The 26842-nt window shown below is 66.6% G+C and carries 25 protein-coding genes; 17 read left to right on the top strand and 8 right to left on the bottom strand.

Annotated elements, in window-relative coordinates; genetic code table 11:
• Nucleotides 1–72: 72 nt before the first annotated feature.
• Entirely contained in the window at nucleotides 73–1038 is a 966-nt protein-coding gene (gene thiL, locus DFR39_RS02855; protein ID WP_133602011.1) for a thiamine-phosphate kinase, read from the bottom strand.
• A 50-nt stretch (nucleotides 1039–1088) separates the two neighbouring features.
• The gene (locus DFR39_RS02850; protein ID WP_162849390.1) at nucleotides 1089–1589 is read right to left on the bottom strand and encodes a DUF2059 domain-containing protein; all 501 of its coding nucleotides are present in this window, start codon (nucleotides 1587–1589) and stop codon (nucleotides 1089–1091) included.
• 204 nt (nucleotides 1590–1793) lie between these two features.
• Here DFR39_RS02850 and DFR39_RS02845 point away from each other — a divergent pair, with 204 nt between their 5' ends.
• Nucleotides 1794–4175: a fatty acid cis/trans isomerase gene (locus DFR39_RS02845; RefSeq protein ID WP_133602009.1), complete on the top strand. Its 2382-nt coding sequence runs from the start codon at nucleotides 1794–1796 to the stop codon at nucleotides 4173–4175.
• 30 nt (nucleotides 4176–4205) lie between these two features.
• On the opposite strand, the gene udk is transcribed toward DFR39_RS02845, so the two are convergent.
• The 3 genes from udk to DFR39_RS02830 are packed head-to-tail and all read right to left on the bottom strand — an operon-like array spanning nucleotide 4206 to nucleotide 6161.
• Nucleotides 4206–4850 carry a uridine kinase gene (udk, locus tag DFR39_RS02840; protein ID WP_133602008.1) on the bottom strand — a complete coding sequence of 215 codons (645 nt, stop codon included), beginning with the start codon at nucleotides 4848–4850 and terminating at the stop codon, nucleotides 4206–4208.
• Nucleotides 4851–4890: 40 nt separating this feature from the next.
• The gene (locus DFR39_RS02835; protein ID WP_133602397.1) at nucleotides 4891–5625 is read right to left on the bottom strand and encodes a glutathione S-transferase N-terminal domain-containing protein; all 735 of its coding nucleotides are present in this window, start codon (nucleotides 5623–5625) and stop codon (nucleotides 4891–4893) included.
• A gap of 38 nt (nucleotides 5626–5663) precedes the next feature.
• The gene (locus DFR39_RS02830) at nucleotides 5664–6161 is read right to left on the bottom strand and encodes a GreA/GreB family elongation factor (protein ID WP_133602007.1); all 498 of its coding nucleotides are present in this window, start codon (nucleotides 6159–6161) and stop codon (nucleotides 5664–5666) included.
• A gap of 321 nt (nucleotides 6162–6482) precedes the next feature.
• On the opposite strand from DFR39_RS02830, the gene DFR39_RS02825 reads away from it, so the two are divergent.
• From DFR39_RS02825 to DFR39_RS02795, 7 genes are all read left to right on the top strand, one after another.
• Nucleotides 6483–7847, top strand: coding sequence for a HipA domain-containing protein (locus DFR39_RS02825; RefSeq protein ID WP_211343771.1), 1365 nt, complete (start codon nucleotides 6483–6485; stop codon nucleotides 7845–7847).
• A 238-nt stretch (nucleotides 7848–8085) separates the two neighbouring features.
• Nucleotides 8086–9633, top strand: a complete 1548-nt coding sequence (locus tag DFR39_RS02820; protein WP_133602005.1) for a type I restriction-modification system subunit M — start codon at nucleotides 8086–8088, stop codon at nucleotides 9631–9633.
• 15 nt (nucleotides 9634–9648) lie between these two features.
• Nucleotides 9649–10311, top strand: a complete 663-nt coding sequence (locus tag DFR39_RS02815) for a nucleotidyltransferase family protein (protein ID WP_133602004.1) — start codon at nucleotides 9649–9651, stop codon at nucleotides 10309–10311.
• Nucleotides 10295–10579, top strand: coding sequence for a hypothetical protein (locus tag DFR39_RS02810; protein WP_133602003.1), 285 nt, complete (start codon nucleotides 10295–10297; stop codon nucleotides 10577–10579). Before DFR39_RS02815 ends, DFR39_RS02810 begins: the two co-directional genes overlap by 17 nt.
• A 10-nt stretch (nucleotides 10580–10589) precedes the next feature.
• On the top strand, nucleotides 10590–11864 hold the full coding sequence (locus DFR39_RS02805) for a restriction endonuclease subunit S (RefSeq protein WP_211343770.1): 1275 nt from the start codon (nucleotides 10590–10592) through the stop codon (nucleotides 11862–11864).
• 1 nt (nucleotide 11865) lies between these two features.
• Nucleotides 11866–12981 (top strand): ATP-binding protein, encoded by a 1116-nt coding sequence (locus tag DFR39_RS02800; RefSeq protein WP_133602001.1) that lies wholly within the window; start codon nucleotides 11866–11868, stop codon nucleotides 12979–12981.
• 3 nt (nucleotides 12982–12984) lie between these two features.
• Nucleotides 12985–16089: a type I restriction endonuclease subunit R gene (locus DFR39_RS02795; RefSeq protein WP_133602000.1), complete on the top strand. Its 3105-nt coding sequence runs from the start codon at nucleotides 12985–12987 to the stop codon at nucleotides 16087–16089.
• Here the strand turns inward: DFR39_RS02795 and DFR39_RS02790 are convergent.
• The 3 genes from DFR39_RS02790 to arsD all read right to left on the bottom strand — a co-directional run bounded on the left by DFR39_RS02790 (nucleotide 16035) and on the right by arsD (nucleotide 19013).
• Nucleotides 16035–16736, bottom strand: a complete 702-nt coding sequence (locus DFR39_RS02790) for a GNAT family N-acetyltransferase (RefSeq protein WP_162849389.1) — start codon at nucleotides 16734–16736, stop codon at nucleotides 16035–16037. The genes DFR39_RS02795 and DFR39_RS02790 overlap by 55 nt on opposite strands.
• 103 nt (nucleotides 16737–16839) lie before the next feature.
• Complete coding sequence (gene arsA, locus DFR39_RS02785) at nucleotides 16840–18639, bottom strand: arsenical pump-driving ATPase (protein WP_133601998.1); 1800 nt, start codon at nucleotides 18637–18639, stop codon at nucleotides 16840–16842.
• Between the two features lie 11 nt (nucleotides 18640–18650).
• On the bottom strand, nucleotides 18651–19013 hold the full coding sequence (arsD, locus tag DFR39_RS02780; protein ID WP_133601997.1) for an arsenite efflux transporter metallochaperone ArsD: 363 nt from the start codon (nucleotides 19011–19013) through the stop codon (nucleotides 18651–18653).
• Between the two features lie 108 nt (nucleotides 19014–19121).
• Between arsD and DFR39_RS02775 the strand changes: the two genes are divergently transcribed.
• From DFR39_RS02775 to DFR39_RS02735, 9 genes are all read left to right on the top strand, one after another.
• Entirely contained in the window at nucleotides 19122–19448 is a 327-nt protein-coding gene (locus tag DFR39_RS02775; protein WP_133601996.1) for an ArsR/SmtB family transcription factor, read from the top strand.
• A 64-nt stretch (nucleotides 19449–19512) separates the two neighbouring features.
• Nucleotides 19513–20010, top strand: coding sequence for an arsenate reductase ArsC (locus DFR39_RS02770; protein ID WP_133601995.1), 498 nt, complete (start codon nucleotides 19513–19515; stop codon nucleotides 20008–20010).
• A gap of 21 nt (nucleotides 20011–20031) precedes the next feature.
• Nucleotides 20032–20535, top strand: a complete 504-nt coding sequence (locus DFR39_RS02765) for an arsenate reductase ArsC (RefSeq protein ID WP_133601994.1) — start codon at nucleotides 20032–20034, stop codon at nucleotides 20533–20535.
• Nucleotides 20536–20544: 9 nt separating this feature from the next.
• Nucleotides 20545–21252, top strand: a complete 708-nt coding sequence (locus DFR39_RS02760; RefSeq protein ID WP_133601993.1) for an aquaporin — start codon at nucleotides 20545–20547, stop codon at nucleotides 21250–21252.
• Nucleotides 21253–21378: 126 nt separating this feature from the next.
• Complete coding sequence (locus DFR39_RS02755) at nucleotides 21379–21897, top strand: MarR family winged helix-turn-helix transcriptional regulator (protein ID WP_133601992.1); 519 nt, start codon at nucleotides 21379–21381, stop codon at nucleotides 21895–21897.
• The gene (arsN2, locus tag DFR39_RS02750) at nucleotides 21879–23732 is read left to right on the top strand and encodes an arsenic resistance N-acetyltransferase ArsN2 (protein WP_133601991.1); all 1854 of its coding nucleotides are present in this window, start codon (nucleotides 21879–21881) and stop codon (nucleotides 23730–23732) included. The genes DFR39_RS02755 and arsN2 overlap by 19 nt, the downstream gene beginning before the upstream one ends.
• Before the next feature lie 6 nt (nucleotides 23733–23738).
• Entirely contained in the window at nucleotides 23739–24923 is a 1185-nt protein-coding gene (locus tag DFR39_RS02745; RefSeq protein ID WP_133601990.1) for an MFS transporter, read from the top strand.
• A gap of 41 nt (nucleotides 24924–24964) precedes the next feature.
• Nucleotides 24965–26308 (top strand): M16 family metallopeptidase, encoded by a 1344-nt coding sequence (locus tag DFR39_RS02740; protein ID WP_246030653.1) that lies wholly within the window; start codon nucleotides 24965–24967, stop codon nucleotides 26306–26308.
• Complete coding sequence (locus tag DFR39_RS02735; RefSeq protein WP_133601989.1) at nucleotides 26305–26838, top strand: ABC transporter; 534 nt, start codon at nucleotides 26305–26307, stop codon at nucleotides 26836–26838. Before DFR39_RS02740 ends, DFR39_RS02735 begins: the two co-directional genes overlap by 4 nt.
• Nucleotides 26839–26842 lie beyond the last annotated feature (4 nt).

Below are 26842 nucleotides of genomic sequence, written 5' to 3'. Positions count from 1 at the left end.
CTTGCTCGGGGGCGCTGGCCGGCGCCTCGGTCCTTGCTTGCTCGGTGTCCGTGCTGCTGCTGCTCATCGTCATCAGCTCTTGAAATGGTCGAAGGAGGCCACGGCCCAGTCCAGGGCCTGGCCCTGGGCGTCGAGCAGGCGCAGTCCCGGCTCGGCCTCCAGCCGGCCCACGCGCGTGACCGGCGTGGCGCTGGCCGCGCTGGCCGCCTGCACCGCGGCGCGGGCCGCGGGCGGGGCGCTGAAGATGAGCTCGTAGTCATCGCCCCCGGACAGCGTGCACAGGCGCTGCAAGGCCAGGGGCTGATGCGCCAGGGCAGCGCCGCGCGGCAGGGCATCGGCCTGCACCGTGGCGCCCAGGCCGGAGCGCGCCAGCACATGGCCCAGATCGCCCACAAAACCGTCCGACACATCGATGGCGCTGTGCGCCAGGCCGCGCAGGGCCTGGCCCAGGGCCACGCGGGGCTGGGGGCATTCCATGGCGCGGCGGGCGGTCTCGAAGTCCTGGGCGCTCAGCGACACGCTGCCACGGAAGGCCTCCAGGGCCAGGCGCGCATCGCCCAGGCTGCCCGAGACATAGAGATCGTCGCCCGCCCGCGCGCCGCTGCGCAGCAGGGCCTGGCCGGCCGGGGCCTCGCCCATCACGGTGATGCAGAGATTCAGCGGGCCGGCCGTGGTGTCACCGCCCACCAGGGCGATGCCATGCGCATCGGCCAGCGCGAACAGGCCGCGCGCCAAGCCTTCCAGAAAGACCTCGTCCGCCCGCGGCAGGGCCAGGGCCAGGGTGAAGGCCCGGGGCGTGGCGCCACAGGCGGCCAGGTCCGAGAGATTCACCGCCAGGGCCTTGTGGCCCAGGCGCTCCGGCGCCACGGTGGACAGGAAGTGCCGGCCCTCGACCAGCATATCGGTCGAGACCAGCCACTGCGCGCCCGGTGTCGGGCCAAGCACGGCACAGTCGTCGCCAATGCCGAGCGCAACACCCGGCTGCGGCGCCCTGGTATCGCGCGTGAAGAAGCGTTTGATCAGGTCGAATTCACCCATGGGGTGGATTGTCTCAGCCTGGGCCTGCTGCGCGGGCAGGCCGACGCGACTCAGCGAGTGCTGGAGAGCTTGGCTTCTTTGATGGCCTCTTTCAGGGCGACCTGCATGCGCGGCATGGCGGACTGCATCAGGGTCTGGGAGAGCTGCATGGACTTCTGCATCACCACGGGCATCTTGTGGATCAGGGCCTGGCCCGCCGGGCTGGCATAGAAGCTGAGCATGCCATCGACCTCCGCCTGTTCGAAGGTCTCCTGGTAGAGCTTGACGAACTGCGGCTTGAGCGTCTGCCAATTCATCTCGCTGCGCATCACGCTGATGAACTTCGCGGGCACGGCATCCAGCACACGCTGCTGCTCTTCGCTCAAGGTCTTGCCTCGGGTGGCCTGCTGCATGCCAGCCCGCATCACCTGTTCCATGTGGACGAACATGGCATCCATCATCGACTCGGCCTTGGTCACCTGCAGCAGGGCCTCCACCGAGGCCTGGCTGGCGGGGGCGGCATGCACGGCACAGGCACTTGCCAAGGCCAGGGAGAGGAGCAGTCGACGCATCTGAATTTCCTTGGGGGTCTCGGGTGTGGACAGCGATGCCGTGTCAACGGCACGGAGCGCACATCTTGCCAGCCCCGGTGCACGCAGCATGCCCCCCGGAGTGGGGAAACCCCAATCGGCGGCCAGCACAGCCCCGCGCTTGGTTAGCATCGCTCAAGCCGCGGTTCACAGCTGCGCCCAACCTTGCCCCGGAGAACTCCGCCCATGCGCCTGCCCCTGATGCTTCTCTCCCTGAGTCTGCTGGTGGGCTGTGCCAGCTGGGTGTCGGGCGCCCTGGACGCGCGCTACGGCCCGGCCGAGCCCACGCGCTTTGACCAGGCACGTCTGGCGCCGCCGGGCGTGCCCAGCTACCAGCAGCACATCAAACCCATACTGGACGGGCGCTGCGTGGTCTGCCATGGCTGCAATGACGCCCCCTGCCAGCTCGACCTGAGCAGCTGGCAGGGCGTGGCGCGCGGCATGAGCAAGGCCAGCGTCTATGGCGAGCTGCGCCTGGACCCCGCGCCGCTCACCCGGCTGGGCCAGGACGCGCAGCGGGCCTCGCAGTGGCGGGGCATGGGCTTTGAGCCCGTGCTCAACGAGCGCCTGGCCACGCCGGAGCAGCAGCTCTCGGCCAGCATCCTGTGGCGCAGCCTGGTGCTCAAGCAGCAGAACCCGCTGCCCCTTGGCGATGTACTGCCCGCCAAGGACTTCGACTTCTCGCTGGACCGCGCCCACAGCTGTCCGCGCCTGGATGAGTACGAGAGCTATGCGGCGCGCCATGCGCAGGCCGGCATGCCCTATGGCCTGCCCGGCCTGAACGCGGCCGAGCAGGACACGCTGCGGCGCTGGCTGCTGGCCGGCGCGCCGGACGATGCGCCCGCGCCGCTCCCCGCCACGCTAATGGCTCAGATCCAGGCCTGGGAGCGCCTGCTCAACGGCAGCAGCCGCAAGGACCGCCTGGTCGCCCGCTATCTGTACGAGCATCTCTACCTGGGCAATCTGGTCTTTGCGGGCGACGCCGAGCGCCATGTCTTCAAGCTGGTGCGCAGCAGCACGCCGCCCGGCCAGCCCGTGCAGCTGATCGCCACCCGCCGCCCCTTTGACGACCCTGGCCTCGCGCGGCCCTACTACCGGCTGCAGCAGGAGCGGCGCACCGTGCTGGCTAAGACCCACATGCCCTATGAGCTGAGCCCGGCGCGCCTGGCCCGCTGGCAGCAGTGGTTCTGGCAGACGCCGTACCAGGTGGACAGCCTGCCGAGCTACGAGCCCGAGCTGGCCTCCAACCCCTTCAAGACCTTTGCCGACCTGCCGGTGCAAAGCCGCTACCGCTTCCTGCTGGATGACGCGGGCTACTTCGTCGCCAACTTCATCAAGGGCCCGGTCTGCCGTGGGCAGACGGCGCTCAATGTGATCAACGATCGCTTCTGGGTCTTTTTCGTCGACCCCGATTCCGCCGCCAGCGAGCATGCGGCCCAGCTGCTGGCACGCCAGGCCGAGGTGCTGCACATGCCCGCGGCCGAGGGCAGCGACGCCAGCCTGCTGGCCTGGCGCGCCATGGCCGCGGCCGACGATGCGCTCAAGGCGGCCAAGACCCAGCACATGGCCCGGCTCTTCGGCAGCGGGGAGCGCAAGCTGGACCTGAGCTTTGTGTGGGACGGCGACGGCCACAACCCCCATGCCGCCCTCACCATCTTCCGGCACTTCGACAGCGCCACGGTCGAGCAGGGCCTGCTGGGCGATCCGCCCAAGACGGCCTGGCTGATCGGCTACCCCCTGCTGGAGCGCATCTTCTACCTCCTGGTCACCGGCTTCGATGTCTATGGCAACACCGCCCACCAGCTGCAGACGCGCCTGTCCATGGACTTTCTGCGCATGGAGGGCGAGGCCAACTTCCTGATGCTGCTGCCCCATGCCGCGCGCCTGCCCCTGCGCGACGCCTGGTACCGCGGCTCCAGCGAGGAGGTCAAGGGCCGCGTGCTGGGCCGGCAGTACCAGTTCGAGGCCGAGCCCGGCATCGCCTACCCGCCCCAGGTCGATCCGCAGCAGCACCTCTACGGTCTGCTGAACCAGCGCCTGGCCGCCGTGCTGAGGCCCGAACGCCATCAGATCACGCCTGCGCTGGAGCCCGACCCGAAGGCCCGCCGCGCCCTGCAGGCCCTGGCCGCCCTGCGCGGCAGCGCCCTGCAATGGCTGCCCGAGGCCACGGTGCTGCGCGTTGACGAGAACCCGGCCCGCGCCGACGGCGGCCCGGGCGCGCGCTACTACAGCCTGTTGCGCAACACGGCCCACCTCAATGTGAGCACCCTGTTCCGCGAGCGCGCCATGCTGGTGCCCGAGGAGAACACCCTGACCCTGCTGCCCGGCTTTGTGGGGGCCTATCCCAATGCCTTGCTGCGCGCCAGCCCGGCCCAGCTGCCCGAGCTGCTGCGGGCCGTGGAAGGCCTGCAGTCGGAGGCGGACTACCGGGCCCTGGCCGACCGCTTTGCCATACGCCGCAGCCATGCGGATTTCTGGGCGGCCAGCGACGCGCTGATGCAGGCCTACCAGCGGCACTCACCCCGCGAGGCCGGCGTGCTGGACTGGTCGCGCCTGGAAAACCGCTGATGAAGGCCGGGCGCCCGGCCGCGGCGCTCCTCAGCCGCGCTGCGCGCCGTTCGACAGCAGGCTCATCACCTTGGTGGTGATGATGTCCACCGCCGGGCCATTGGCCCCGTGCGGCAGGATCACATCGGCATTGCGCTTGGTCGGCTCGATGAACTGCTTGTGCATGGGGCGCACGGTTTCCAGGTACTGGTTCACCACCGACTCGGTGCTGCGGCCCCGCTCCGAGATATCGCGCTGCAGCCGGCGGATGAAGCGCACGTCCGAGGCCGTGTCCACATAGATCTTCAGCGACATGGTGTTGCGCAGCTTGGTGTCGTACAGGGCGAACAGGCCCTCCACCACGATCACCGGCGCGGGCTTCACGGTGATGGTCTCGCGGGACCGGTTGTGGGCCGCGAAGTCATACACCGGCATCTCGATGGCCTCGCCCTTGCGCAGCGCGGCCAGGTGCTGGGCCATCAGCGGCCAGTCAAAGGCATCCGGGTGGTCGTAGTTCTGATTGCAGCGCTCCTCGGGCGGCATGTGCGACTGGTCGCGGTAGTAGTCGTCCTGCATCACCACCGCCACGTTCTCCGCCCCGATGGCGGCCACCACCTGGCGCGTCACGGTGGATTTGCCGCTGCCGCTGCCCCCAGCGACACCGATGACGAAGGGCTTGTGAGGGTTTTTGGGCATGGTGTGTGGGGGCGGCTTGGGAAAGAAACGGCCCGGGACTTTACAGCGTGATGACGGAATTATCCGCGGGCGGCTTGTGCATGCAGGCCAGGAACAGCGGGGCGCTGAGCCAGCCCTCCAGCCAGGCCCGCAGCGCGCTCAGGTCCAGGCTGGCAAACCAGGGCGGGTCCACCGCGGCGAACTGCCGCACAAAAGGCATCAGGGCCAGGTCGGTGGCGCAGGGCGTGGCGCCGCCCAGATAGGGCGCGGCGCCGTCTTGCAGGCGCCGATCCAGGGGCCGCAAGAGCAGATCCACGGCGCGGTCGCGGTGGGCATGGGGCGGCACCGGCTCGCCGGGCTCGCTGGCATAGCGCTGGGGATACTTCCAGCGATCCAGATGGCGCTTGAAGTCGCCGTCATTGAGCTGCAGCAGGGCGAGGTTCTCGGGCGTCTGCGCCCGCGCCCACCAACCCTGCGCATCGGGGGGCGCTGTGGTCGTCGCCGCCGCCTCCAGCAGCGCCCAGCGCATGATCTCCCAGCTCTCCTCGATCACGCGGCCATCCGGCAGCTGCAGCACGGGCACCGTGCCCTTGGGCGAGAGGGCCAGCAAGCTGGCCGGCTTGTCGCGCAAGCTGACCTCCACCGCCTCGAAGGCCTGGCCGGCCTGCAGCAAGGCCATGCGCGCGCGCATGGCATAGGGGCAGCGACGAAAGGTGTAGAGCCGCGGCAAGGACGGCGCCGCGGGCCGCAGCGCGGGGTCTGTGGAAGTAGGGGCTGTGGGCGTGGGTGCGTGCATGGCCAACAAGACTTTCTGTTTGTTTGCTTGCCTGCGGGTCACTCGACGCGCAGCACCTCGAACTGCTGCCGGCTGGCCGCCACCTGGATGCTCAGCTCATCCCCCTCGTGCTTGCCCAGCAGGGCCCGGCCCAAGGGGGCGGCGCCGCTGATGACCTGCACGAACTGGCCGTCCTCCAGCGCCAGCTTCATGCTGCCGCCGTCCGGGCCCAGAAACAGCAGTTGCTGCTGCTGTTTCTCATCGTCATCGGCATGGCCCAGGCAGACCAGGGCGCCGAGCTGTATGCCTTGGCCGGCGTCGTAGGCGCGGGGGCGGAACTGCTGCCACTGGCCGATGGCCTGGCGTATGGCCTCGGCGCGGCGCGCCTGGCCGGTGGCCAGGTAGGACGCTTCGAGGCCCAGGGTGTCGTACTTGTTCTCGGCGATGTTTTCCTCGTGGGTCGCCGTTTCATGCGCCGTGCGCGCGCCCTGCTCGGCCTGCAGCAGGTCTTCGGCCAGCCGCTCCAGCACCAGCCGCTGCAGCAAGAGTTTGTCCATGGTGATCAGCAGCCCAGCCCGGTTCTTGCGGGGCCTGGGACGAAAAGCCTGCCCCGGCGAAACAGGGCGTGCGTGGGTTCCTAGATAGGGGATTCGCGGCGGATTCCGGGCGCATCTGGGAGAGGCCCGAGAAGCTGCAACGCGTACGGCGGGATTATGTGCGGGCGCGAAAACAGGCCAAACCCAGGCGGACTCAGGCCGCCCTCGGCGGGCGTGTCCTCTGAGCGCCCGGTCCGCAGCCGGCATCGCCCTCGGCCCGCGATATGCAGGGCCGAAAAGGTGTGCATATAAAATGCGCCGAACTATTCACGAGAAATTCAAGTGAACGCCGCCAGCCGTCCATCGAGCGCCGAACTCTCACAGGAGATTGAGCGGCAGCTTCGCTACGGGCCACGGACGGCTGCGCAACTCATTGCCGCGCTTGGCATCAGTCAGCCCACGCTTTCCCGAACTATTCAGGCTCTGTCGAGCACGGTGACGAGTTTCCGTGTCACGGGGGTCCGAACGCCCCTGTACGGCCTGCTGCGTCAGCTGCCCATGGGCCTGAGTGCGCGCCAGCGCATCTACCGGCATCTGCGCGACGGCCATATCGAGCCCTTTGCCGACGTCGAGTTCCTGGCGGGCGGCGCCACCGTGGAGCGGATCGGCACGCTGACGCGCCTCTATGAAGGCCTGCCGCCCTATCTGCTCTTCGCCGCGCCCTCGGGCTTTCTGGGGCGGCAGCTGGCCCATGAGGCCGCGGCGAAGAGTCAGCCCTTTCCCAGCAGCCTCAAGGACTGGAGCGACGACCATCGGGTGGCTTACCTCTTCACGCAGGGCCTCAACCTGCCCGGCAACCTGATTTTCGGCAGCGCCCCGCTTGAAAGGGAGCTGGCCTTCTTGGCCCTCACGCCAACGCCGGCAGAAGACAAGATCGAGTACTACGTCGGCATGGCCAGCGCTCTGCGTGGCGCCGCCTATGGCTCCAGTGCCGGTGGTGAGCAGCCCAAGTTCCTGTGGCTGACGCAGGACAGCGGGCACGTCATCGTCAAGTTCGCCAAGCTCGGCAGCCGCATGGCCGAGCTCCTGCCGCTGGAGCACCTGGCCCTGCGATCGCTGGCCGAGGTCGGCGTTCCCGCCAGCCGCACTCAGTTGCTGGCAGGCGGCGGCTCTGTCTTTCTTGAAGTGCAGCGCTTCGACCGCATCGGCTTGAAGGGCCGTGTCGGCATGCTGTCGGCCGGCTCCGTGGACGACGAGTTCTTTGGCATGCGGGACTCCTGGTCCGAGTTCGCAGCACGCTGCGAGCGAGAGCGCTACCTCAAGGCCGAGGACGCCCGGCACGTCGATGTCATGGCCGCCTTCAGCGAGCTCATTGGCAACAACGACCGGCACTTCGAGAACATCTCGCTGCTCATCCGCGAGGACGGTGAGTACCAAGGCGTCGCGCCGGCCTACGACATCCTCCCGATGCGCTACGCCTCGCTCGGCGGTGGCCTGGACCCGGACCTGAGGCCCATCGAGCCCAAGGTCGGCACCATCGGCGCCCAGCCCGCGGTGTGGGCACGCGCGGCCGCGGCGGCCGAGCGCTTCTGGCTGGCGGCGATGAACGAGGATCTACCGGCCCCTCTGTCGCCGGAGATGCGTCAGCTGGCGCACGAGAACCTGAAGGCCGCCCGGTCCTTTGTCGGGCCACTCCTTCCGCGCTGAAATGAAGTGGGCGGGGAGCCCGGTCACCGGCTGCTACAGGCCGATCAAGGGCTGGCTCGGATAGGGGTGGTCAGTGACACGGCTTGCCGTCGGCCGGCTGTTTGGCAACAGGCGCCATGGCAAGCACGCCCGACCCACGTAGACTCGCGGCCAAAGCCGCGGCCACGGTAAGCCCCATCAGTTTGGGCCACCGCGTGGCCAGCAGACCGCCGATCGGCAACGCCTTGCACCACGAATCATGACAAGCCAACAACAACGCGCAGCACTGCAAAGTCAAATCTGGAAAATCGCCAACGAAGTCCGCGGCGCGGTCGATGGCTGGGACTTCAAGCAGTACGTGCTGGGCACCCTGTTCTATCGCTTCATCAGCGAGAATTTCGTCGACTACATCTCGGGCGGCGACACCAGTGTGAACTACGCCGCCATGGCCGACGATGACGAGAACATCGAGGCCGCCAAAGACGATGCCATCAAGACCAAGGGCTACTTCATCTACCCCAGTCAGCTCTTCGTGAACGTGGCGGCCAATGCCAACACGAACGAGAGCCTGAACACCGACCTGGCCAACATCTTCAAGGCCATCGAGGCCTCGGCCAGCGGCTACCCGTCCGAGCTGGACATCAAGGGCTTGTTCGCAGACTTCGACACCACCAGCAACCGCCTGGGCAACACCGTTAAAGACAAGAACTCACGGCTGGCCGCCGTGCTCAAGGGCGTGGCGGAACTGGACTTTGGCGACTTTGATGCCAGCCACATCGACCTGTTCGGCGATGCCTACGAATTCCTGATCTCCAACTACGCCGCCAACGCCGGCAAGTCAGGCGGCGAGTTCTTCACGCCGCAGCAGGTGTCCAAGCTGATTGCGCAGCTGGCCATGCACGGCCAGACCAGCATCAACAAGATCTACGACCCTGCCTGCGGTTCGGGTTCGTTGTTGCTGCAGGCCAAGAAGCAGTTCGATGCGCACCTGATCGAAGACGGCTTCTATGGGCAAGAAATCAACCACACCACGTACAACCTGGCGCGGATGAACATGTTCTTGCACAACGTGAACTACGACAAGTTCCACATCCAGCTGGGCAACACGCTGGAAGAGCCGCACTTTGCCGATGAACGGCCCTTTGATGCCATCGTCTCCAACCCGCCGTATTCGGTGAAGTGGATCGGCAGCGACGACCCCACGCTGATCAACGACGAGCGCTTTGCCCCAGCCGGCGTGCTGGCGCCCAAATCCAAGGCCGACTTTGCCTTTGTGCTGCACGCGCTGAACTACCTGTCGGCCAAGGGGCGTGCGGCCATCGTGTGCTTCCCCGGCATCTTCTACCGGGGCGGGGCTGAGCAGAAGATTCGCCAGTACCTGGTGGACAACAACTACGTGGAGAGCGTGATCTCGCTGGCGCCCAATCTGTTTTACGGCACCACCATTGCCGTGAATATCTTGGTGCTGTCCAAGCACAAGTCCGACACCACCACACAGTTCATTGACGCGAGCGGGTTATTCAAGAAGGAAACCAACAACAACGCGCTGCTGGATGCCCACATCGAGCAAATCATGGCCGTGTTCGACAGCAAGGCGAATGTGGATCACTTCGCTTTATGTGTGCCGTTCGAGAAGGTGGCGGCCAACGACTACAACCTCTCGGTCAGCAGCTATGTCGAAGCCAAGGACACCCGCGAGGTGGTGAACATCGTCAAGCTCAATGCCGAGTTGAAAACCACCGTGGCCCGCATTGATAAGCTGCGCAATGACATCGATGCCATCGTGGCAGAGATTGAAGGCGCTTGAATCAAGGTCAACCCCATGACACTCAGCAACAGCCAGATCACACAGCTGGGCGACAGGCTGCGCGGCGGCGAATTCAGCGATGCCGATTTGGCGATGCTTGATGAGTTTCGGCAAACCTTCACTGAGATCGATGACCGGGCCTATCAGCTCATCCAGCGCACGCTGGCATCCACCCCTGGGTGGACCGGCACCAAACGCAAGCGCAAGACGCAGCAATCGATTGTGGACAAGCTGCGGCGCCAGCCCAAGTTGCGACTGCCCCAAATGCAGGACATCGCCGGTTGCCGGGTTGTGATTCAGGGTGGCAATCAGGCGGCAGACAAGCTCAGCAAGCTGCTCGTGGGTGCATTTGAGACGCTGCAATGGCAGGTGGAGCGCAAAGAGCGGCACGCTCATGGCTACAGGGCGACCCACATCATCGCTAAAGACGGCCAGAAGTTTTACGAGATACAGCTGCGAACCTATGCGCAGGACATCTGGGCCAATTTGGTGGAGAGCTTGTCGGATGAGAAAAACACCCTCAAGTACGGTGGCAACGTCCAAGAGCAAGCACTGATCAGCCAGTTGCAAGTTTTGGCGGAGCGGTTTGCCTTGATTGACCAGCATGCCCATATGGTGCCGCTTGAAGGCTATCAGCAGCAGCTAGAGGAAGCGATTCGCCATGTATTTACTCATTGAACATAATCGCACCACCAAAGAAACGCACTGGACAGAGTTCAGTGATTACGCCGCGGCCCAGCTGGCTTGCCTGCAAAAAGAGCAAAGCTACTTTCACGCCCATCGCCCCGAAATGGAAGTGGTGGTTTTTGAAGCCAACTCCATCGAGGACCTCAAGCGAACCCACAGCCGCTATTTTGTGGCTGAAGGCCAAAAAGACAATGCGAAGGATGCATTGGTGGCCATTGGGCTAATTGGTTTGGCGATTTATCTGCTGAATAAGAAGTGAGTTGGTGAGTATGGCGTTTTTGCAAAGGCTATTGGCTGGGGCGAAGGTAGAGTGGCTGGCGCTAGGGAATGTCACATTACCTACAAGCAACATCAGGTGGCGCGACGCTGAACGTGCTTATCGTTACATTGACCTCACATCCGTGGATGTCGAGACTAAAGCTATTGGCGAGACTACTGAAATTCGAGCAAGCAACGCCCCGAGTCGTGCCCAAAAGCTAGTTGAAAAAGACGACCTAATTTTTGCGACAACACGCCCAACACAACAGCGTTATTGTTTAATTGGTGACGAGTATGCAGGCGAGGTTGCCAGCACTGGCTACTGCGTTTTACGTGCCAAGCGGGAAATTGCCCTGCCAAAATGGATACTTCATTGGGTTTCTTCCCGTGATTTCAAGACATACGTCGAAGAAAACCAAAGTGGATCTGCATATCCCGCTATTTCAGATGCAAAAGTAAAGGACTTCAAAATCCCAATCCCCTGCCCAGACAACCCCAAAAAATCGCTTGAAATCCAAGCCGAAATCGTCCGCATCCTGGATGCCTTCACCGAGCTGACCGCCGAGCTGACCGCCGAGCTGACCGCCGAGCTGACCGCCAGGAAGAAACAATACAACCATTATCGGGATCATTTGTTGAGTTTTGAAGATGGGGAGGTGGAGTGGAAGCCTTTAGGAGAAATTGGCGAATTCATTCGCGGGAAGCGCTTCACCAAGGCAGATTTTTCTGAAGACGGAATTCCCGTCATCCACTATGGCGAGATATACACCCACTACGGGGCATTCGCAGATCGAGTCTACTCCAGGGTCAGGGCTGAATTGGAGAGTTCACTTCGTTATGCACAGCCTGGTGATGTTGTGATCGCGGGCGTGGGTGAAACTGTTGATGATGTTGGCAAGGCGGTGGCCTGGATTGGGGCTGAGCCGGTTGCGATTCACGACGACAGTTATGCCTTTCGGCACTCCATGAATCCCAAGTTCGTTTCCTATGTGATGCAGACCGCGGCATTTATTGACGAGAAAGCCAAACATGTGTCGCGCGGCAAGGTGAATCGATTGCTGATCAGCGGATTGGAGAAGGTCAATATCCCTGTCCCGTTCTCCGATGACCCCGAGAAATCGCTCGCCGAACAAGCCCGCATCGTCGCCATCCTCGACAAATTCGACGCCCTCACCAACTCCATCACCGAGGGCCTGCCCCGCGAAATCGAGCTGCGCCAAAAGCAATACGCTTACTACCGCGACTTGCTGCTGAGCTTCCCTAAACCAGTGGTCGTAGAGGCGTGACATGGGCAAGAAGCTCGAAGAGATAGCCCAGCAACTGAAAGACACCAACAAGAAGGTGCAGCTGATCTATGCCTTCAACGGCACGGGCAAGACTCGCCTGTCGCGGGCGTTCAAGCAGTTGATTGCGCCAAAAGGGGATGGTGATGACGCGTCGCCGTCGGATTTGGCCGACAAGAAAATCCTCTACTACAGCGCCTTCACAGAAGACCTGTTCTATTGGGACAACGACTTGGGGCGGGATGCTGAGCCCAAGCTGATGATTCAACCCAATGCGTTCACCAAGTGGGTGCTGGAAGATCAGGGTCAGGACCAGAGCATCACCACCACCTTCCAGCGCTACACCAGCGACAAGTTGACGCCACATTTCAGTGCAGACTTTTCATCCGTCAGCTTCTCGTTTGAGCGCGGAAACGAGGCACCAGAGCCGCACATCAAGATCTCCAAGGGCGAAGAGAGCAACTTCATCTGGAGTGTGTTCAATGCTCTGCTGGAACAGGTGATTGCCGAGCTGAACATCCCAGAAGCGTCCGGCAGATCCACCGACGCCTTCAATAAACTGACCCATGTCTTCGTGGATGACCCGGTGAGCTCGCTGGACGAAAACCACCTGATCGAGCTGGCGGTGAACCTGGCCTCGTTGATCAAATCGAGTCAATCGGACCTGAAATTCATCATCACCACGCACAGCCCGTTGTTCTACAACGTCCTGTTCAATGAGCTCAACAGCAAGACGAGCTACTTGCTTGAGCGCTTCGAAGATGGGAGCTTCGAGCTCACCGAAAAGCAGGGGGATTCCAACAAGAGCTTCTCGTACCACCTGCACTTGCTGAAGACCATTGAGCAGGCCATTGCGGAGAGCAAGGTCGAGCGATATCACTTCACCTTGCTGCGCAATCTCTACGAGAAGACCGCCAGCTTCTTGGGCTACCCGAGATGGTCCGAGCTTTTGCCTGATGACAGGCAGCTCTACCTGAACCGAATCATCCAGTTCACGAGTCACAGCACGCTGTCCAATGAAGCCGTTGCGCAACCAACGCCGGCTGAAAGCGCGACGGTCAGGCTGCTCGTGGAACATCTGAAGAACAACCATGCCTTTTGGCAGCCGCAAGGTGCCTGACTCATGAACGACTACAAGGCCATCGCCGAGTCCAAGAACTTCATCGTCCTTGACCAGTACACCCGCGAATGGAAGGTCGCAGAGAGCTACCAGAGCGAAAGCGATCTGGAGCGTGAGCTGATCCAGGATCTGGTGAATCAGGGCTACGAGTTCGCTCAGTTCATCAAGACGCCTGTTGACCTGCTGGCCAACGTGCGTGTGCAACTGCAGACGCTCAACGCCGTGCAGTTCACCGATGGTGAATGGCAGCGCTTCGTCGAATCTTGGCTGGACAAGCCCAGCGATGGCATCGTCGAGAAGACCCGCAAGATCCACGACGACTACATCCACGATTTCGTGTTTGACGACGGGCGCATCCAGAACATCTATCTGCTGCACAAGAGTGAGAAGAACATTGCCCGCAACAAGCTGCAGGTGATCAAGCAGTTCGAGCAAACGGGCACGCACGCCAACCGCTACGACGTGACCATCCTGGTCAACGGCTTGCCACTGGTGCAGGTGGAGCTGAAGAAGCGCGGTGTGGCCATCCGTGAGGCCTTTAACCAGGTACACCGCTACAGCAAGGAGAGCTTCAACAGCGACCAGTCCCTGTTCAAGTTCTTGCAGCTGTTCGTGATCTCGAACGGAACCGACAGCCGCTACTTCGCCAACACCACCCAGCGCAACAAGAACAGCTTTGACTTCACCATGAACTGGGCGAAGTCGGACAACACGCTGATCAAGGATCTGAAGGACTTCACGGCCACCTTCTTCCAGAAGCACACGTTGCTGAACGTGCTGCTGCACTACTCGGTGTTCGACGTCAGCAACACGCTGCTGGTGATGCGGCCCTATCAGATTGCTGCTACGGAACGCATTCTGTGGAAGATCAAGAGCAGCCATCTGGCCAAGCGCTGGAGCGACGTGGAGAGCGGCGGCTTCATCTGGCACACCACGGGCTCTGGCAAGACCCTGACCAGCTTCAAGGCGGCGCGCCTGGCCACCGAGCTGGACTTCATCGACAAGGTGTTCTTCGTGGTGGACCGCAAGGATCTGGACTACCAGACCATGAAGGAGTACCAGCGCTTCTCGCCGGACAGCGTGAACGGCTCAGACAGCACGGCGGGCCTGAAGCGCAACCTCGAGAAGGACGACAACAAGATCGTCGTCACCACCATCCAGAAGCTCAACAACCTGATGAAGAGCGAGGCGGACCTGCCCATCTACGGCAAGCAGGTGGTGTTCATCTTCGACGAGTGCCACCGCAGCCAGTTTGGTGAAGCACAGAAGAACCTCAAAAAGAAGTTCAAGAAGTTCTGCCAGTTCGGCTTCACCGGTACGCCGATCTTCCCGGAGAACGCCTTGGGCGCCGAGACCACGGCCAGCGTGTTTGGCCGCGAGCTGCACTCGTATGTGATCACCGATGCCATCCGGGACGAGAAGGTCTTGAAGTTCAAGGTGGACTACAACGACGTTCGCCCGCAGTTCAAGGCCATCGAGACCGAGAAGGACGAGAAGAAGCTGAGTGCAGCAGAGAACAAGCAGGCGCTGCTGCACCCCGACCGCATCCGCGAGATCACCCAGTACATCCTGACCCACTTCCGGCAGAAGACCCACCGGCTGCATGCAGGCAACAAGGGCTTCAACGCCATGTTTGCCGTCAGCAGCGTGGATGCCGCCAAGCTGTACTACGAAAGCTTCCGGGAACTGCAGAAGGCCAGCGACAAGCCGCTGAAGGTGGCCACCATCTTCTCGTTCGCCGCCAACGAAGAGCAGGATGCGATTGGCGACATCCAGGACGAGAGCTTCGATGTCTCGGCCATGAACAGCAGCGCCAAGGAGTTCCTGAGCGCGGCTATCGCCGACTACAACACGCTGTTCAAGACCAACTTCAGCGTGGACAGCAACGGATTCCAGAACTACTACCGAGACCTGGCCAAGCAGGTCAAGGCCAAGGAAATCGACCTGCTCATCGTGGTGGGCATGTTCCTGACGGGCTTCGACGCCCCGACGCTCAACACGCTGTTTGTCGACAAGAACCTGCGCTTCCACGGGCTGATGCAGGCCTACTCCCGCACCAACCGCATCTTCGACGCCACCAAGACCTTCGGCAACATCGTCACCTTCCGCGACCTGGAGCAGGCGACCATCGACGCCATCACCCTGTTCGGTGACAAGAACACCAAGAACGTGGTGCTGGAGAAGAGCTACAAGGAGTACATGGAAGGCTTCACCGATGCGGCCACCGGTGAGGCGCGGCGTGGCTTCAAGGAGGTGGTGCAAGAGCTGGAGGCCCGCTTCCCTGACCCGGCAGCCATTGAGAAGGAGTCCGACAAGAAGGCCTTCGCCAAGCTGTTTGGCGAGTACCTGCGCGTTGAGAACATCCTGCAAAACTACGACGAGTTCGCCAGCCTGAAGGAGCTTCAGACCGTCGACCTAACGGATGCTGCGGCGGTGGAGGCGTTCAAGGCTAAGCATTACTTGAGCGATGAAGATCTGGCGGCTCTGCAGGCTATCACGCTCCCCGCTGAGCGGAAGATCCAAGACTACCGCTCCACCTACAACGACGTTCGCGACTGGTTGCGCCGTGAGAAGGCGGGCGCCGAGAAGGAGAAGTCGACCATCGACTGGGACGACGTGGTCTTTGAGGTGGACCTGCTGAAGTCGCAGGAGATCAACCTCGACTACATCCTCGAACTGATCTTCGAGCACAACAAGAAGATCAAGAGCAAGAGCGAGTTGGTGGATGAGGTGCGCCGGGTGATCCGCGCGAGCCTGGGTAACCGCGCCAAGGAAAGCCTGTTGGTCGACTTCATCAACCAGACCGATCTGAATCAGCTCGGCGACAAGGCCAGCGTGATCGCTGCGTTCTTCAAGTTCGCCCAGGCTGAGCAGCAGCGTGAAGCCCAAGACTTGATCGCGACGGAAGGCCTCAACGCCGACGCAGCGAAGCGCTACATCACTACCTCACTGAAACGAGAGTTTGCCAGCGAGAACGGCACCGAACTCAACGCGGTGCTGCCCAAGATGAGCCCCTTGAATCCGCAGTTCAAGACCAAAAAGCAGACCGTCTTTCAGAAGATCGCTGCCTTTGTTGAGAAGTTCAAGGGGGTGGGTGGGATGCTCTGACACTCCCACACATACTCCTCATCATCCACCGCCTCCCCCCGAATCACATCGTTGCCGGGCAGGATGCGGTGGAAGTGAAAACCGGCCTTGAGCAGCACGCGGGCGGAGGCCTGGTTGCCCACGGTCACGGTGGCGGCGCAGCGCTGCGTGCCGCAGCCGGCCAGGTGGGCCAGCACCGCGCTCACGGCCTCGCTGGCGTAGCCCTGACCCCAGAAGGGGCTGAAGAAGTAGTAGCCCAGATTGGGAGCGAGCAGCGCGGCTGCAGATGCAGAGGCAGATGCAGTTACGGCGGCAATTGCGCTGGCCGCTGCGGCTTCATCAGGCACCTCCGCCTGGGCGGGCGCTGCAAGCAGCAGCTCGGCATCCACACGCCCCAGCAGCTGGCCGTCGCTGGCCCGGAGCACGGCCCAGACGGGCCAGGCACAGAGTCCGTCCGGCGAGCGGTAGCCGCGCTGTGCCAGGCGGCACCAGTGCTCGGCCAGCTGGGCCTCACTCTCGGGTGGGTCCAGGGAGATCCAGCGGTACAGGGCGTCGTCCTGGACCAGGGCGGGATAGAAGGCCGGTGCGTGGCGCTCGTCCAGGGGTTCGAGCCGCAGGCGCGGGCTGGACAGGGCGGCGCACAGGGCCCGCGCAGTCTCGGGTGGCATGGCTACTGGCATCGGCCGCAGTGTAGGAGGAGAGCGGGCGCGCGTGACCGCCCCCGCCCACCCCCAAGGCTCAGCTCAGCTCAGCACGGCGGCTCAGCTCAACTCAGTCGGGCCGCCGCCCCAGCAGGGCCTGGAGCTTGTCGGCGCCCACGGGTTCCTCGGCCAGCAGGGGCACCAGGGCATAGCGCACGGCATGCTGGCGCGCCACGGCCTCGATAAAGGGCTGTTCCTTGGCGGCCCGGGCGCGCAGCAGGGCCGAGCGGGCCCCGGTGGCGGCCACGCTGTTGTTGATGATCCAGGCCCAGGGTTCGATGCCGGCACGCCGCAGGTCTTGCTGCAGGCCCGCCGCCTCCTGGACCGGGGTGTTCTCGGCCAGGGTGACGATCAGCACCTTGGTGCGGCTGCTGTCCTGCAGCTGCATCATGGGCGTGGTGTAGTGCAGGCCCGTGCCCTCCATCTGGCGGGCGATCTCGCGGTGGTAGGCGCCGGTGGCGTCGAGCAGGAGCAGGGTGTGGCCGGTGGGCGCCGTGTCCATGACCACGAACTTGCGGCCCGCCTCGCGGATGATGCGCGAGAAGGCCTGGAAGACGGCGATCTCTTCGGTGCAGGGCGAGCGCAGGTCTTCTTCCAGCATGGCGCGGCCCTGGGCATCGAGGCCCTTGCCCTTGGTGGCGAGCACCTGCTCGCGGTAGCGCTGGGTCTCGCGCTGCGGGTCGATGCGGCTGACGCTGAACAGGCCCGGGTCCACGCCCAGCTCGCCGGCCAGGGTGTCGCTCAGATGGGCGGCGGGGTCGGAGGTGCTGAGATGGACCGGCAGCCCGCGCCGGGCCAGCTCCAGGGCCAGGGCGGCGGCCAGGCTGGTCTTGCCCACACCGCCCTTGCCCATGACCATGATGAGCCCGTGGCCCGGGGCGGCCAGGCCGTCCACCAGCTGGGCCAGGCTGGGCGCCGCCTCGCCGGCCAGGGCCGGGGCGGCGTCCGGCAGGGGCGGCGGGCTGGTACTACTGGCACCGGCGTCGCCCGCATCCAGCAGCTGGCGCAGCGCCGCCAGGCCCACCAGATCGAAGGGCATGAGCGCGATCTCGTCGCGCGGCAGCTCGCGCAGCACGGCGGGCATGGCGGCCAGGGCCGCCTGCTCGCGCCGCAGCACGGCGGCGGCCAGCGCGTCCAGCGGCGCCTCGCTGGCCGGCATCAGGCCGTTGATGACCAGGTGCTGGCGGCTCAGGCCCACATGCACCAGCTCGTCGTGGGTGCGCGCCACTTCGCGCTGGCTGGAGGCCTGGGCCCGCGCCACCAGGATCAGGCGGCTGCGGGCGGGGTCGGCCAGGGCCTGCACGGCGGCCTTGTACTGGCTGCGCTGCTTCTCCAGACCGGCCAGGGGGCCCAGGCAGGAGGCGTCGCCCTTGCCCGCCTCCAGAAAGCTGTCCCAGGCGCCGGGCAGCTGCAGCAGACGGATGGTGTGACCGGTGGGCGCGGTGTCGAAGAGCACATGGTCAAAGCGCTGCTCCAGCGCGGCATCGGTGAGCAGGCCGGTGAACTCGTCAAAGGCGGCGATCTCGGTGGTGCAGGCGCCGGAGAGCTGCTCCTCGATGCTCTTGACCACCTCGCTGGGCAGCACGCCGCGCACCGGGCCGGCAATGCGGTCACGGTAGGCCTGGGCCGCCGCCTGGGGGTCGATCTCCAGGGCCCAGAGGCCGGGCACCTGGGGCACGGGCGTGATCTGGTTGCCGATTTGCAGATCAAAGACCTGGCCCACATTGGAGGCCGGATCGGTGCTGACCAGCAGCACGCGCAGCCCGGCGTCCGCCAGCCTGAGCGCGGTGGCGCAGGCCAGGGAGGTCTTGCCCACGCCGCCCTTGCCGGTGAAGAAGGCAAAGCGCGGCAGCTGTTCCAGATAGCGCATAAGGCCTCCGCTCAGCAGCACTTGCCGCCGCTGCAGCAGGCACCGGAGGCCGGCACCGGCGCCGGCTGCGCCGCCAGACCCAGCCACTGCGCCAGCTGATCACGGCCCGGGTAGCGGCCGGCCAGCACCAGCTGCCCGTCCAGCAGGGTCAGGGGCAGGGCGCCCTGGCCGGCGCGCTCCAGAAAGCCGCGCACCAGCGCGCTCTCGGCAAAGGCCAGGGGCTGCTGGGCCAGATTGAAACGCTCGACGCTGCCGCCCTGGCTGCGCGCCCAGTCGATATCGGCCGCGGCACGCACCAGCTGCTCGTCCAGCTCGGGGCCGCACACACCGCTGCTGCAGCACAGGGCGGGGTCATAGATCTGGATCTGGGGCATGGAGAACTCCTTGAAGTCTGCCAACCGGCACGGGGCCAGTTTGCGCGGGTTTTCTGACGCTAGGCTTGTGTTGCGTCAACATTTCCAATTCTATAGAATTATCCAACTATGGAAGAGACCGACGTCATTCGCGCCCTGGCCGCCCTGGCCCAAGCCCACCGGCTCAAGGTGTTTCGCCTGCTGGTGGTGGCCGGTCAGCAAGGCCTGACCCCCGGGGCCCTGGCGGAGGCGCTGGAGCTGCCCGCGGCCACCCTGTCCTTTCACCTCAAGGAGCTCAGCCACGCCGGCCTGGTGACGCAGGAGCGGGTCAGCCGCCATCTGGTCTACCGCGCGGCCTTCGGGCAGATGAACGAGCTGCTGGCCTATCTCACCGAGAACTGCTGCCAGGGCCAGGCTTGCCTGACCCCGGCCAGCGCGAGCTGCCAATCCTGCTGAACCAGGGCTGAACGCCTGCCGAATTCCCACCCCGTCCGCCAACCCCGCGCTTGAAGGAAACCCCGTGAGCTCCCCCCAGACCTACAAGGTGCTCTTCGTCTGCACCGGCAATTCCGCCCGTTCCATCCTGGCCGAAGCCCTGATGAAGCAGCTGGGTCAGGGCCGCTTCCAGGCCTTCTCGGCCGGCAGCCACCCCAGCGGCAGCGTCCACCCCCTGGCACTGCAGACCCTGCAGTGGCTGGGACTGCCGAGCGAGGGCTACCGCAGCAAGGGCTGGGAGGAGTTCAGCGGCCCGCAGGCACCGGCCCTGGACTTCGTGTTCACCGTCTGCGACCGCGCGGCCGGCGAGCTGTGCCCGGTCTGGCCCGGCCAGCCCCTGACGGCCCACTGGGGTCTGCCCGATCCGGCGGCCGCCCAGGGCACGCCCGAGCAGCAGCTGCAGGCCTTCCATGACACGGCGCTGGCGCTGAAGCGCCGCATCGAGCTCATGCTGGCCCTGCCCCTGAGCACCCTGGATCGCATGTCGCTGCAGCAGGCCGTGCGCGATATCGGCCAAGCCTGAAACACCCACACCCTGATCGCCATGAGCATCCACGTCCTGATCCTTTGCACCCACAACTCCGCCCGCAGCGTGCTGTCCGAGGGCATGCTCAACCATCTGGCCCGCCGGCTGGGCCGGGATGTGCAGGCCCATAGCGCCGGCAGCGCCCCCAGCGGCCGGCTCAACCCCTTTGCCCTGGAGGCCCTGCAGAACGCGGGCGTGGACACCAGCGGCTACCGCAGCAAGAGCTGGGACGAGTTCACCGGCCCCGAGGCGCCGCCCCTGTCCATCGTGATCACCGTGTGCGACAGCGCCGCGGCCGAGCAGTGCCCCGTGTTCTTCGGTGGCCAGGGCCAGCCGGTCAAGGTGCACTGGGGCTACCCGGATCCCTCCAATGCCGAGGGCGGCGATGAGGGCAAGCGCCGCGCCTTCGAGCTGACGCGCCAGGCCATCGGCTACCGCATGCTGCAGCTGCTGGCCCTGCCGCTGGAGCGCATGGACCGCAGCGAACTGGCGGCCGCGCTGAACGCCATCGCCAAGAGCTGAGGACGCCGCATGAGCTCGCGCACTTCGCAGAAGCTGCTGGCCGAGGGCCTGGGCACGGCCCTGCTGCTGACCGTGGTCATCGGCTCGGGCATCATGGCCGAGCGCCTGTCGGGCGGCAATGTGGCCCTGGCCCTGCTGGCCAACACCCTGGCCACGGTGGGCGGCCTGTATGTGCTGATCGAGGTCTTCGGTCCGCTCAGCGGCGCGCACTTCAATCCGGCCGTGTCCCTGGTGATGAGCCTGCGTGGCGAGCTGGCGCCGCGCCTGCTCCTGCCCTATGTGCTGGCCCAGCTGCTGGGCGCGGCCTGCGGGGCCTGGCTGGCGCACGCTATGTTCGAGCTGAACCTGCTGCAGTTCTCCAGCAAGCTGCGCGGCGGCACGGGCCAGTGGATCGCCGAGGCGGTGGCCACCTTCGGTCTGCTGCTGGTGATCCTGCGCGCGCCGGGCACGCGGGTGGCGGCCATGGTGGCCGCCTATATCGGCGCGGCCTACTGGTTCACGGCCTCCACCTCCTTCGCCAATCCGGCGGCGGTGTTCGGCCGCATGTTCAGCGACAGCTTTGCCGGCATCGCCCCGGCCAGCGCCCTGGGCTTTGTGCTGGCCCAGCTGCTGGGGGCCCTGGCCGCCCTGGGCGTGCATCGCCTGCTGAGCGCCGCCGCAGGCCGCCCGGCCCCCGAACAGAAGACCATGACCGCCGCCAGCACCCAGCGCGGCTGAGCGAACCGAGTGCGCTGAATGGAGCTCAGGGGGCTGCGGCCCCCTTGCTTCAAACCAGATAGTTGCTATTGACAACCGAAAGGGCGGACCGCATGCTGCGCCGAGATAGTTGCTACACACACCCACATGCCCGAATTGAATCTGCCCTCGGACGCCAGCCCCGGCAATCTGCTGCGCGAGGTGGCGCGTCTGTACACCCGGGCCCAGCGCGTGGTGGCCGACTGCTGCCGCAGCACCAGCACCCAATGCCATCTGCTCACCGAGCTGGCGCGCTCCGGCCCGCTGCCGCTGTCGGAGCTGGGCCTGCGCCTGAGCCTGGAGAAGAGCTGGGTGTCGCGCGCGGTGGAGGCCATGGCTGCCCGTGGCTGGGTGAGCAAGGTGCCGAACCCGTCCGACGCAAGGAGCTGGCTCGTCACGCTCACCGACGACGGCGTGCGCACCGTCAATGAGCTGAACCAGACCCTCGACGCTCATGCCGAGCTGCTGCTGAGCCGCCTGGGCGCGCCCGAGCGCGCAGCCGTCGAGCAATCCCTTCTGATCCTGCTGAAGGCCCTGCGCAGCGATCCGGCAGCCAGCTGCTGCCTGCCGCCCGGGGCCGATACCGCACAAGCCAAGGACGATTCATCATGTTGCCCACCTCCCTGACCCTGCGCCAGGCCGGCCCCGCCGACTGGCCCGCCATCCAGGCCCTGCTGCAAACGCTGGGGCTGCCCACGGCGGGCGCCCAGCACCATCTGGCCACCTTTGTGCTGGCCCTGTCCGGCGAGGAACTGCTGGGCTGCGCCGGCGCCGAGGTCTATGGCCGCCATGCCCTGCTGCGCTCCGTGGCCGTGGCGCCCGCCTGGCAGGGGCGCGGCCTGGGGCGCCGGCTGCTGCAGGTGCTGCTGCAGCAGGCCCGGGCCCGCGAGATCGCCAGCCTGCATTTGCTCACCCAGGGCGCCAGCGGCTATTTCACGCGCCTGGGCTTTGCGGTCGCCCCGCGCAGCAGCGCGCCGGCGGGCCTGCAGGCCTCGGCCGAGTTCCGCGGCGCCTGCCCGGCGGACGCGGTGTTCATGAGCCTGGCGCTGCAGGCGCCGGCCCCGGCCATGGCGGACGATCTGCCGGTGGCGGTGCTGGGCGCGGGGCCGGTGGGCCTGGCCGCCGCCGCGCAGCTGCTGGAGCGCGGTCTGCCCTTTGTGCTGCTGGAGGCCGGCGACTCGGTGGGCCGCAATCTGCTGGATTACGGCCATGTGCGCCTGTTCTCGCCCTGGCGCTACAACATCGACGCCAGCATGGCGCGGCGCCTGAGCGCCAGCGGCTGGACGGCACCACCCGAGGACGAGCTGCCCCTGGCCGCCGAGGTGGTCGAGCGCGTGCTGCGGCCCTTTGCAGCCCTGCCCGAGCTGGCTCGCGCGCTGAAGCTGGGAGCGCGCGTCAGCGCCCTGAGCCGCGAGGGCATGGACAAGGTCAAGAGCGCGGGCCGGGAGCGGGCGCCCTTTGTGCTGCGCTACCAGCAAGACGGCCGCGAGCATGAGCTGCGCGCCCGCGCCGTGCTGGACGCCACCGGCACCTGGAACCAGCCCAATCCCCTGGGCGCCAACGGCCTGCCCGCCCGCGGCGAGGCCGAGGCGGCGGCGCAGATCCACTACGGCATTCCCGATATCGCCGGGGCCCAGCGTGCCCGCTATGCCGGCCGGCGCACCCTGGTCGTGGGCGCCGGTCACTCGGCCGCGAACGCCCTGCTGGACCTGGCCGCGCTGGCCCGCGAGGCGCCCGGCACCCGCCTGGCCTGGGCCCTGCGCTCCAGCGCCTTGCACAAGGCTTTTGGCGGCGGCGCCGCCGACGCCCTGCCGGCCCGCGGCGCCCTGGGCAGCGCCCTGCAGCAGCTCAGCCAGGAGGGCGGGCTGGAGGTCCTGAGCGGTCTGCGCATCGAGGCCGTGCAGCGCGAGGCCGATGGCCGGCTCACCGTGTCGGGCCGCGATGAGCAGGGCCAGGCCCTGAGCCTGGCCGGCTTTGATCAGATCATCTGCGCCACCGGCCAGCGCCCCGATCTGAGCCTGGGCCGGGAGCTGCGGCTGCGGCTGGATCCCTGGCTGGAGTCCACCGAGGCCCTGGGCCCCCTGATCGACCCCAATCTGCACAGCTGCGGCACGGTGCGTCCCCACGGGCACCGCGAGCTGGCCCACCCGGAGCCGGGCTTCTACACCCTGGGCGTCAAGAGCTATGGGCGCGCGCCCACCTTTTTGATGGCCACGGGCTTTGAGCAGGCCCGCTCGGTGGTGGCTGCCCTGGCGGGTGATCTGGAGGCGGCCGACCGGCTGGAACTGGCGCTGCCAGAGACCGGGGTCTGCAGCCTGGGGGGCAGCGCCAGTGCACCCGCAGCACCGGCCAGCCCGGCCGCGGCGGGCTGCTGCCCCACGCCGGCATCGGCTCCGGCGCCCGCGGCCTGCGCCACCGCCTGCCAGCCGGCCACGCCGGCACGCAGCGCCTGCTGCGGCTGAGGCGCCATGCAGCTCGACACCCGCCGCAGCGGCACGGTGCTGGCCCTGGGCACGGCCCAGACCCTGGCCTGGGCCTCGTCCTACTACCTGCCCGCCGTGCTGGCCCAGCCCATGGCGGTCGCGGTGGGCCTGCAGGGCGCGCATGTGTTCGCCATGTTCTCGGCCGCGCTGCTGCTGGCGGCCCTGATCGGCCCCCTCGCCGGGCGCCAGATCGACCGCCATGGCGGGCGCCCGGTGCTGGCCCTGAGCAATCTGGGCTTCGCGGCGGGCCTGGCCCTGATGGCCCTGAGCGAGCAACCCGCCAGCCTGATGCTGGCCTGGGCCCTGATGGGCCTGGCCATGGGGGCCGGGCTCTACGAGGCGGCCTTCGCCACCCTGGTGCACCTGCACCGGCAGGACGCGCGCGGCATGATCACCGGCATCACCCTGATCGCCGGCTTTGCCAGCACGGTGGGCTGGCCCCTGAGCAGCTGGCTGGCCGTGCAATGGGGCTGGCGCGAGGCCTGCTGGACCTGGGCGGCCCTGCATCTGCTGCTGGGCCTGCCCCTGAACCTGAGCCTGCCCCGGCGCGGGGCCGCGGCGCCGGCCAGCCCGCCCGGCGGGAGCGCGGCCCCCGCCCAGGAGGCGCGTGGCGGGCAGGGCCGGGCCATGCTCGCCCTGGCCCTGGTGTTCGCGCTCAACGGCTTCATCGCCACGGCCATGGCGGCCCATGGCCCGCGCCTGCTGCAGGCCCTGGGGCTGGGCATGACCGCCGCCGTGGCCGTGGCCGCCCTGATCGGGCCGGCCCAGGTGGCGGCGCGGCTGTTCGAGTTCGGCGCGCTGCGGCGGGTCCATCCCCTGCAGTCGGCGCGTCTGGCCACCCTGGCCCATCCCCTGGGCGGCCTGGCGCTGCTGCTGCTGGGCGCCCCCGCCGGCCTGGCCTTCGGCCTGCTGCATGGCATGGGCAATGGCTTGCTCACCATCAGCAAGGGGGCCCTGCCCCTGGTCATGTTCGGAGCCCAGGGCTATGGCCAGCGCCAGGCCCTGCTGCTGGCGCCGGGCCGGGTGCTGCAGGCCCTGGCGCCCTGGCTCTTCGGCCTGGCGCTGGAGCGCTGGCAGGGCCAGGCCCTGTGGCTGAGCACGGGCCTGGGCCTGCTGGCCCTGCTGGTGCTGCTGCGCATGCGCCCCCACAGCAGCAGCCCCAGCGCCTAGCGGCGACACTATCGGCCTGCCCAACGCCTGGATTTCTGCTCTTGCGCTCCGCGACTTCTGCCTCGGCACACCTGCCCACCCCCTGGTTCAGCACCCTGACCAATGGCCTGCGCCTGGTCGCCATTCCCATGCCCTGGCGCGCCACGGTAAGCCTGTCCGTCTTTGTGCGCACCGGCAGCCTGCATGAGCATCTGCCCCGGCTCAATGGCATCAGCCATGTGGTGGAGCACATGGCCTTCAAGGGCACGGCCACGCGCGACTGCCAGCGCATCAATCTGGACGCCGAGGCCCTGGGCGCCGATGTCAACGCCCACACGGACAAGGACCACACGGCCTTCCATATCGAGGGCCTGCCCGAGGATCTGCCGGCCTTTGTGGACCTGCTGGCCGACATCGTGCTCAACCCCAGCTTTCCCGAGGAGGAGCTGGCGCGCGAGCTGCGCGTGATCGAGCAGGAGTACAACGAGTACGAGGAAGACCCGTCGGCCCTGGCCTTCCGCCTGTTCGACCAGGCCTGCTACGGCAGCAGCCACCCGGCCGGGCGCCCCATCATCGGCACGCGCGCGAACATCCGGCGCTTCAAGCGCCGGGACCTGCTGGACTATGTGGGGCGCCAGTACAGCGCCTGCAATGTGGTGATTGGCGTGGCGGGCCCGCTGGATGCGCGCCGGTTCAAGGCCTTGCAGCGCCAGATCGAAACCCAGACCGGCTTTGGCGCCATGCCGGCCGGCACGCCCAATCTGATCGAGCAGCCGGCCTGGCAGGGCGGCCTGAAGGCCAGGCGCCTGGCCGGCAGCGGCCAGACCCAGCTGGTGCTGGGCTTTGCGGCGCCGGCCCTGCCCGAGGGCGAGGCGCGCACCCTGCCGCATGTGCTGGCGGCGGCCCTGCTGGGCGAGGGCATGAGCTCGCCCCTGCTGGACGAGATCCGCGAGCGCCGCGGCCTGGCCTACAACGCGGGCTGCGCGGCCGATATCTGGCCGCATGGCGGCCAGTTCGTGATCGATGCCGCCACCTCGCCGGAGCAGGCGGTGGAGCTGCTGGAAGCGGTGCATGCGCTCTTGCGCCGCCACGCCGACGGGGCCGACCAGGGGGTGGCGCTGGAGCGCGCGCGGCGCCAGCTGCGGGTGCGCGCGCTGCGCGGCCTGGAGCAGCCCTCGCGCCGGCTGGAGGCGGCCGCCCAGGACCTCTTCAGCTTTGGCCGCCTGCGCGACACCCAGGACTGGCTGCGTCATCTGGACGCGGTGACGCCGGCCCAGGTGCGCGCGGTGTTCGAGGCCATGCAGGAACAGGACCGCGCCCGGCCCGCCCTGGCGCTGGCCGGCAGCGTGCCGGCCAAGGCGCGCGAGCGTGCGGCGGCCCTGTTCGGACTGGATGGCGCGGCATGATGAAAAACAGCGGCCAGGACTTCCCGCCGGCGCTGAACCCCGGGCCCGGCCTGAGCTTTGTGCGCGGCGGCGAGGGGCGCGGCAAGACCCGGCTGCTGGCCCAGCTGGCGGCGCAGGCCGCGGCCGAGGGCCGCAGCGTCTGGCTGGAGCAGCCGGCGGATGCGGCGCACGACGCGGTGGTGGCGCGGGACTGGCTGGCGCAGCGGCAAGGCCCGCAATGGAGCCCGGCGGTGGCGGCGGCCCTGGTGCAGGCCTTTGCGCTGGCGGAGCATCTGGACAAGCCGCTGTACATGCTGTCCGCCGGCTCCCGGCGCAAGCTGGGGCTGCTGGGCGCGGCCGCCAGCGGCGCGGCCCTGACCCTGCTGGAGACGCCCTATGCAGCGCTGGACGGCCGCTCGGCGCGCGTGCTCACCGAGCTGCTGGCCGAGGCGGCCGAGGGCAGTGAGCGCGCCTGGGTGCTGGCCGATTACGAGCTGCCGGCCGGCCTCGCCGGCGTGCGCCTGGCGGCCACCGTGGACCTGGGCGACTGAAGCC

This window comes from Roseateles asaccharophilus, from assembly GCF_004362405.1.
GTDB lineage: Bacteria > Pseudomonadota > Gammaproteobacteria > Burkholderiales > Burkholderiaceae_C > Kinneretia > Kinneretia asaccharophila.
This window is presented reverse-complemented; position numbering and strand designations above follow the sequence as displayed.

Excerpts from the sequence above, each read along its gene's own strand:
- arsA (WP_133601998.1), bottom strand. The coding sequence starts at position 18,639 with ATGCGCTATCTGGAACAGCTGCCGCGCTTTGCCTTCTTCACCGGCAAG.
- DFR39_RS02760 (WP_133601993.1), top strand. The coding sequence starts at position 20,545 with ATGAGCTCGCGCACTTCGCAGAAGCTGCTGGCCGAGGGCCTGGGCACG.
- DFR39_RS02735 (WP_133601989.1), top strand. The coding sequence starts at position 26,305 with ATGATGAAAAACAGCGGCCAGGACTTCCCGCCGGCGCTGAACCCCGGG.
- DFR39_RS02845 (WP_133602009.1), top strand. The coding sequence starts at position 1,794 with ATGCGCCTGCCCCTGATGCTTCTCTCCCTGAGTCTGCTGGTGGGCTGT.
- arsN2 (WP_133601991.1), top strand. The coding sequence starts at position 21,879 with ATGTTGCCCACCTCCCTGACCCTGCGCCAGGCCGGCCCCGCCGACTGG.
- DFR39_RS02755 (WP_133601992.1), top strand. The coding sequence starts at position 21,379 with ATGCCCGAATTGAATCTGCCCTCGGACGCCAGCCCCGGCAATCTGCTG.
- DFR39_RS02830 (WP_133602007.1), bottom strand. The coding sequence starts at position 6,161 with ATGGACAAACTCTTGCTGCAGCGGCTGGTGCTGGAGCGGCTGGCCGAA.
- DFR39_RS02765 (WP_133601994.1), top strand. The coding sequence starts at position 20,032 with ATGAGCATCCACGTCCTGATCCTTTGCACCCACAACTCCGCCCGCAGC.
- thiL (WP_133602011.1), bottom strand. The coding sequence starts at position 1,038 with ATGGGTGAATTCGACCTGATCAAACGCTTCTTCACGCGCGATACCAGG.
- DFR39_RS02745 (WP_133601990.1), top strand. The coding sequence starts at position 23,739 with ATGCAGCTCGACACCCGCCGCAGCGGCACGGTGCTGGCCCTGGGCACG.
- DFR39_RS02815 (WP_133602004.1), top strand. The coding sequence starts at position 9,649 with ATGACACTCAGCAACAGCCAGATCACACAGCTGGGCGACAGGCTGCGC.
- DFR39_RS02810 (WP_133602003.1), top strand. The coding sequence starts at position 10,295 with ATGTATTTACTCATTGAACATAATCGCACCACCAAAGAAACGCACTGG.
- DFR39_RS02795 (WP_133602000.1), top strand. The coding sequence starts at position 12,985 with ATGAACGACTACAAGGCCATCGCCGAGTCCAAGAACTTCATCGTCCTT.
- DFR39_RS02805 (WP_211343770.1), top strand. The coding sequence starts at position 10,590 with ATGGCGTTTTTGCAAAGGCTATTGGCTGGGGCGAAGGTAGAGTGGCTG.
- DFR39_RS02835 (WP_133602397.1), bottom strand. The coding sequence starts at position 5,625 with ATGCACGCACCCACGCCCACAGCCCCTACTTCCACAGACCCCGCGCTG.
- DFR39_RS02790 (WP_162849389.1), bottom strand. The coding sequence starts at position 16,736 with ATGCCACCCGAGACTGCGCGGGCCCTGTGCGCCGCCCTGTCCAGCCCG.
- DFR39_RS02850 (WP_162849390.1), bottom strand. The coding sequence starts at position 1,589 with ATGCGTCGACTGCTCCTCTCCCTGGCCTTGGCAAGTGCCTGTGCCGTG.
- DFR39_RS02800 (WP_133602001.1), top strand. The coding sequence starts at position 11,866 with ATGGGCAAGAAGCTCGAAGAGATAGCCCAGCAACTGAAAGACACCAAC.
- DFR39_RS02775 (WP_133601996.1), top strand. The coding sequence starts at position 19,122 with ATGGAAGAGACCGACGTCATTCGCGCCCTGGCCGCCCTGGCCCAAGCC.
- udk (WP_133602008.1), bottom strand. The coding sequence starts at position 4,850 with ATGCCCAAAAACCCTCACAAGCCCTTCGTCATCGGTGTCGCTGGGGGC.
- DFR39_RS02820 (WP_133602005.1), top strand. The coding sequence starts at position 8,086 with ATGACAAGCCAACAACAACGCGCAGCACTGCAAAGTCAAATCTGGAAA.
- arsD (WP_133601997.1), bottom strand. The coding sequence starts at position 19,013 with ATGCCCCAGATCCAGATCTATGACCCCGCCCTGTGCTGCAGCAGCGGT.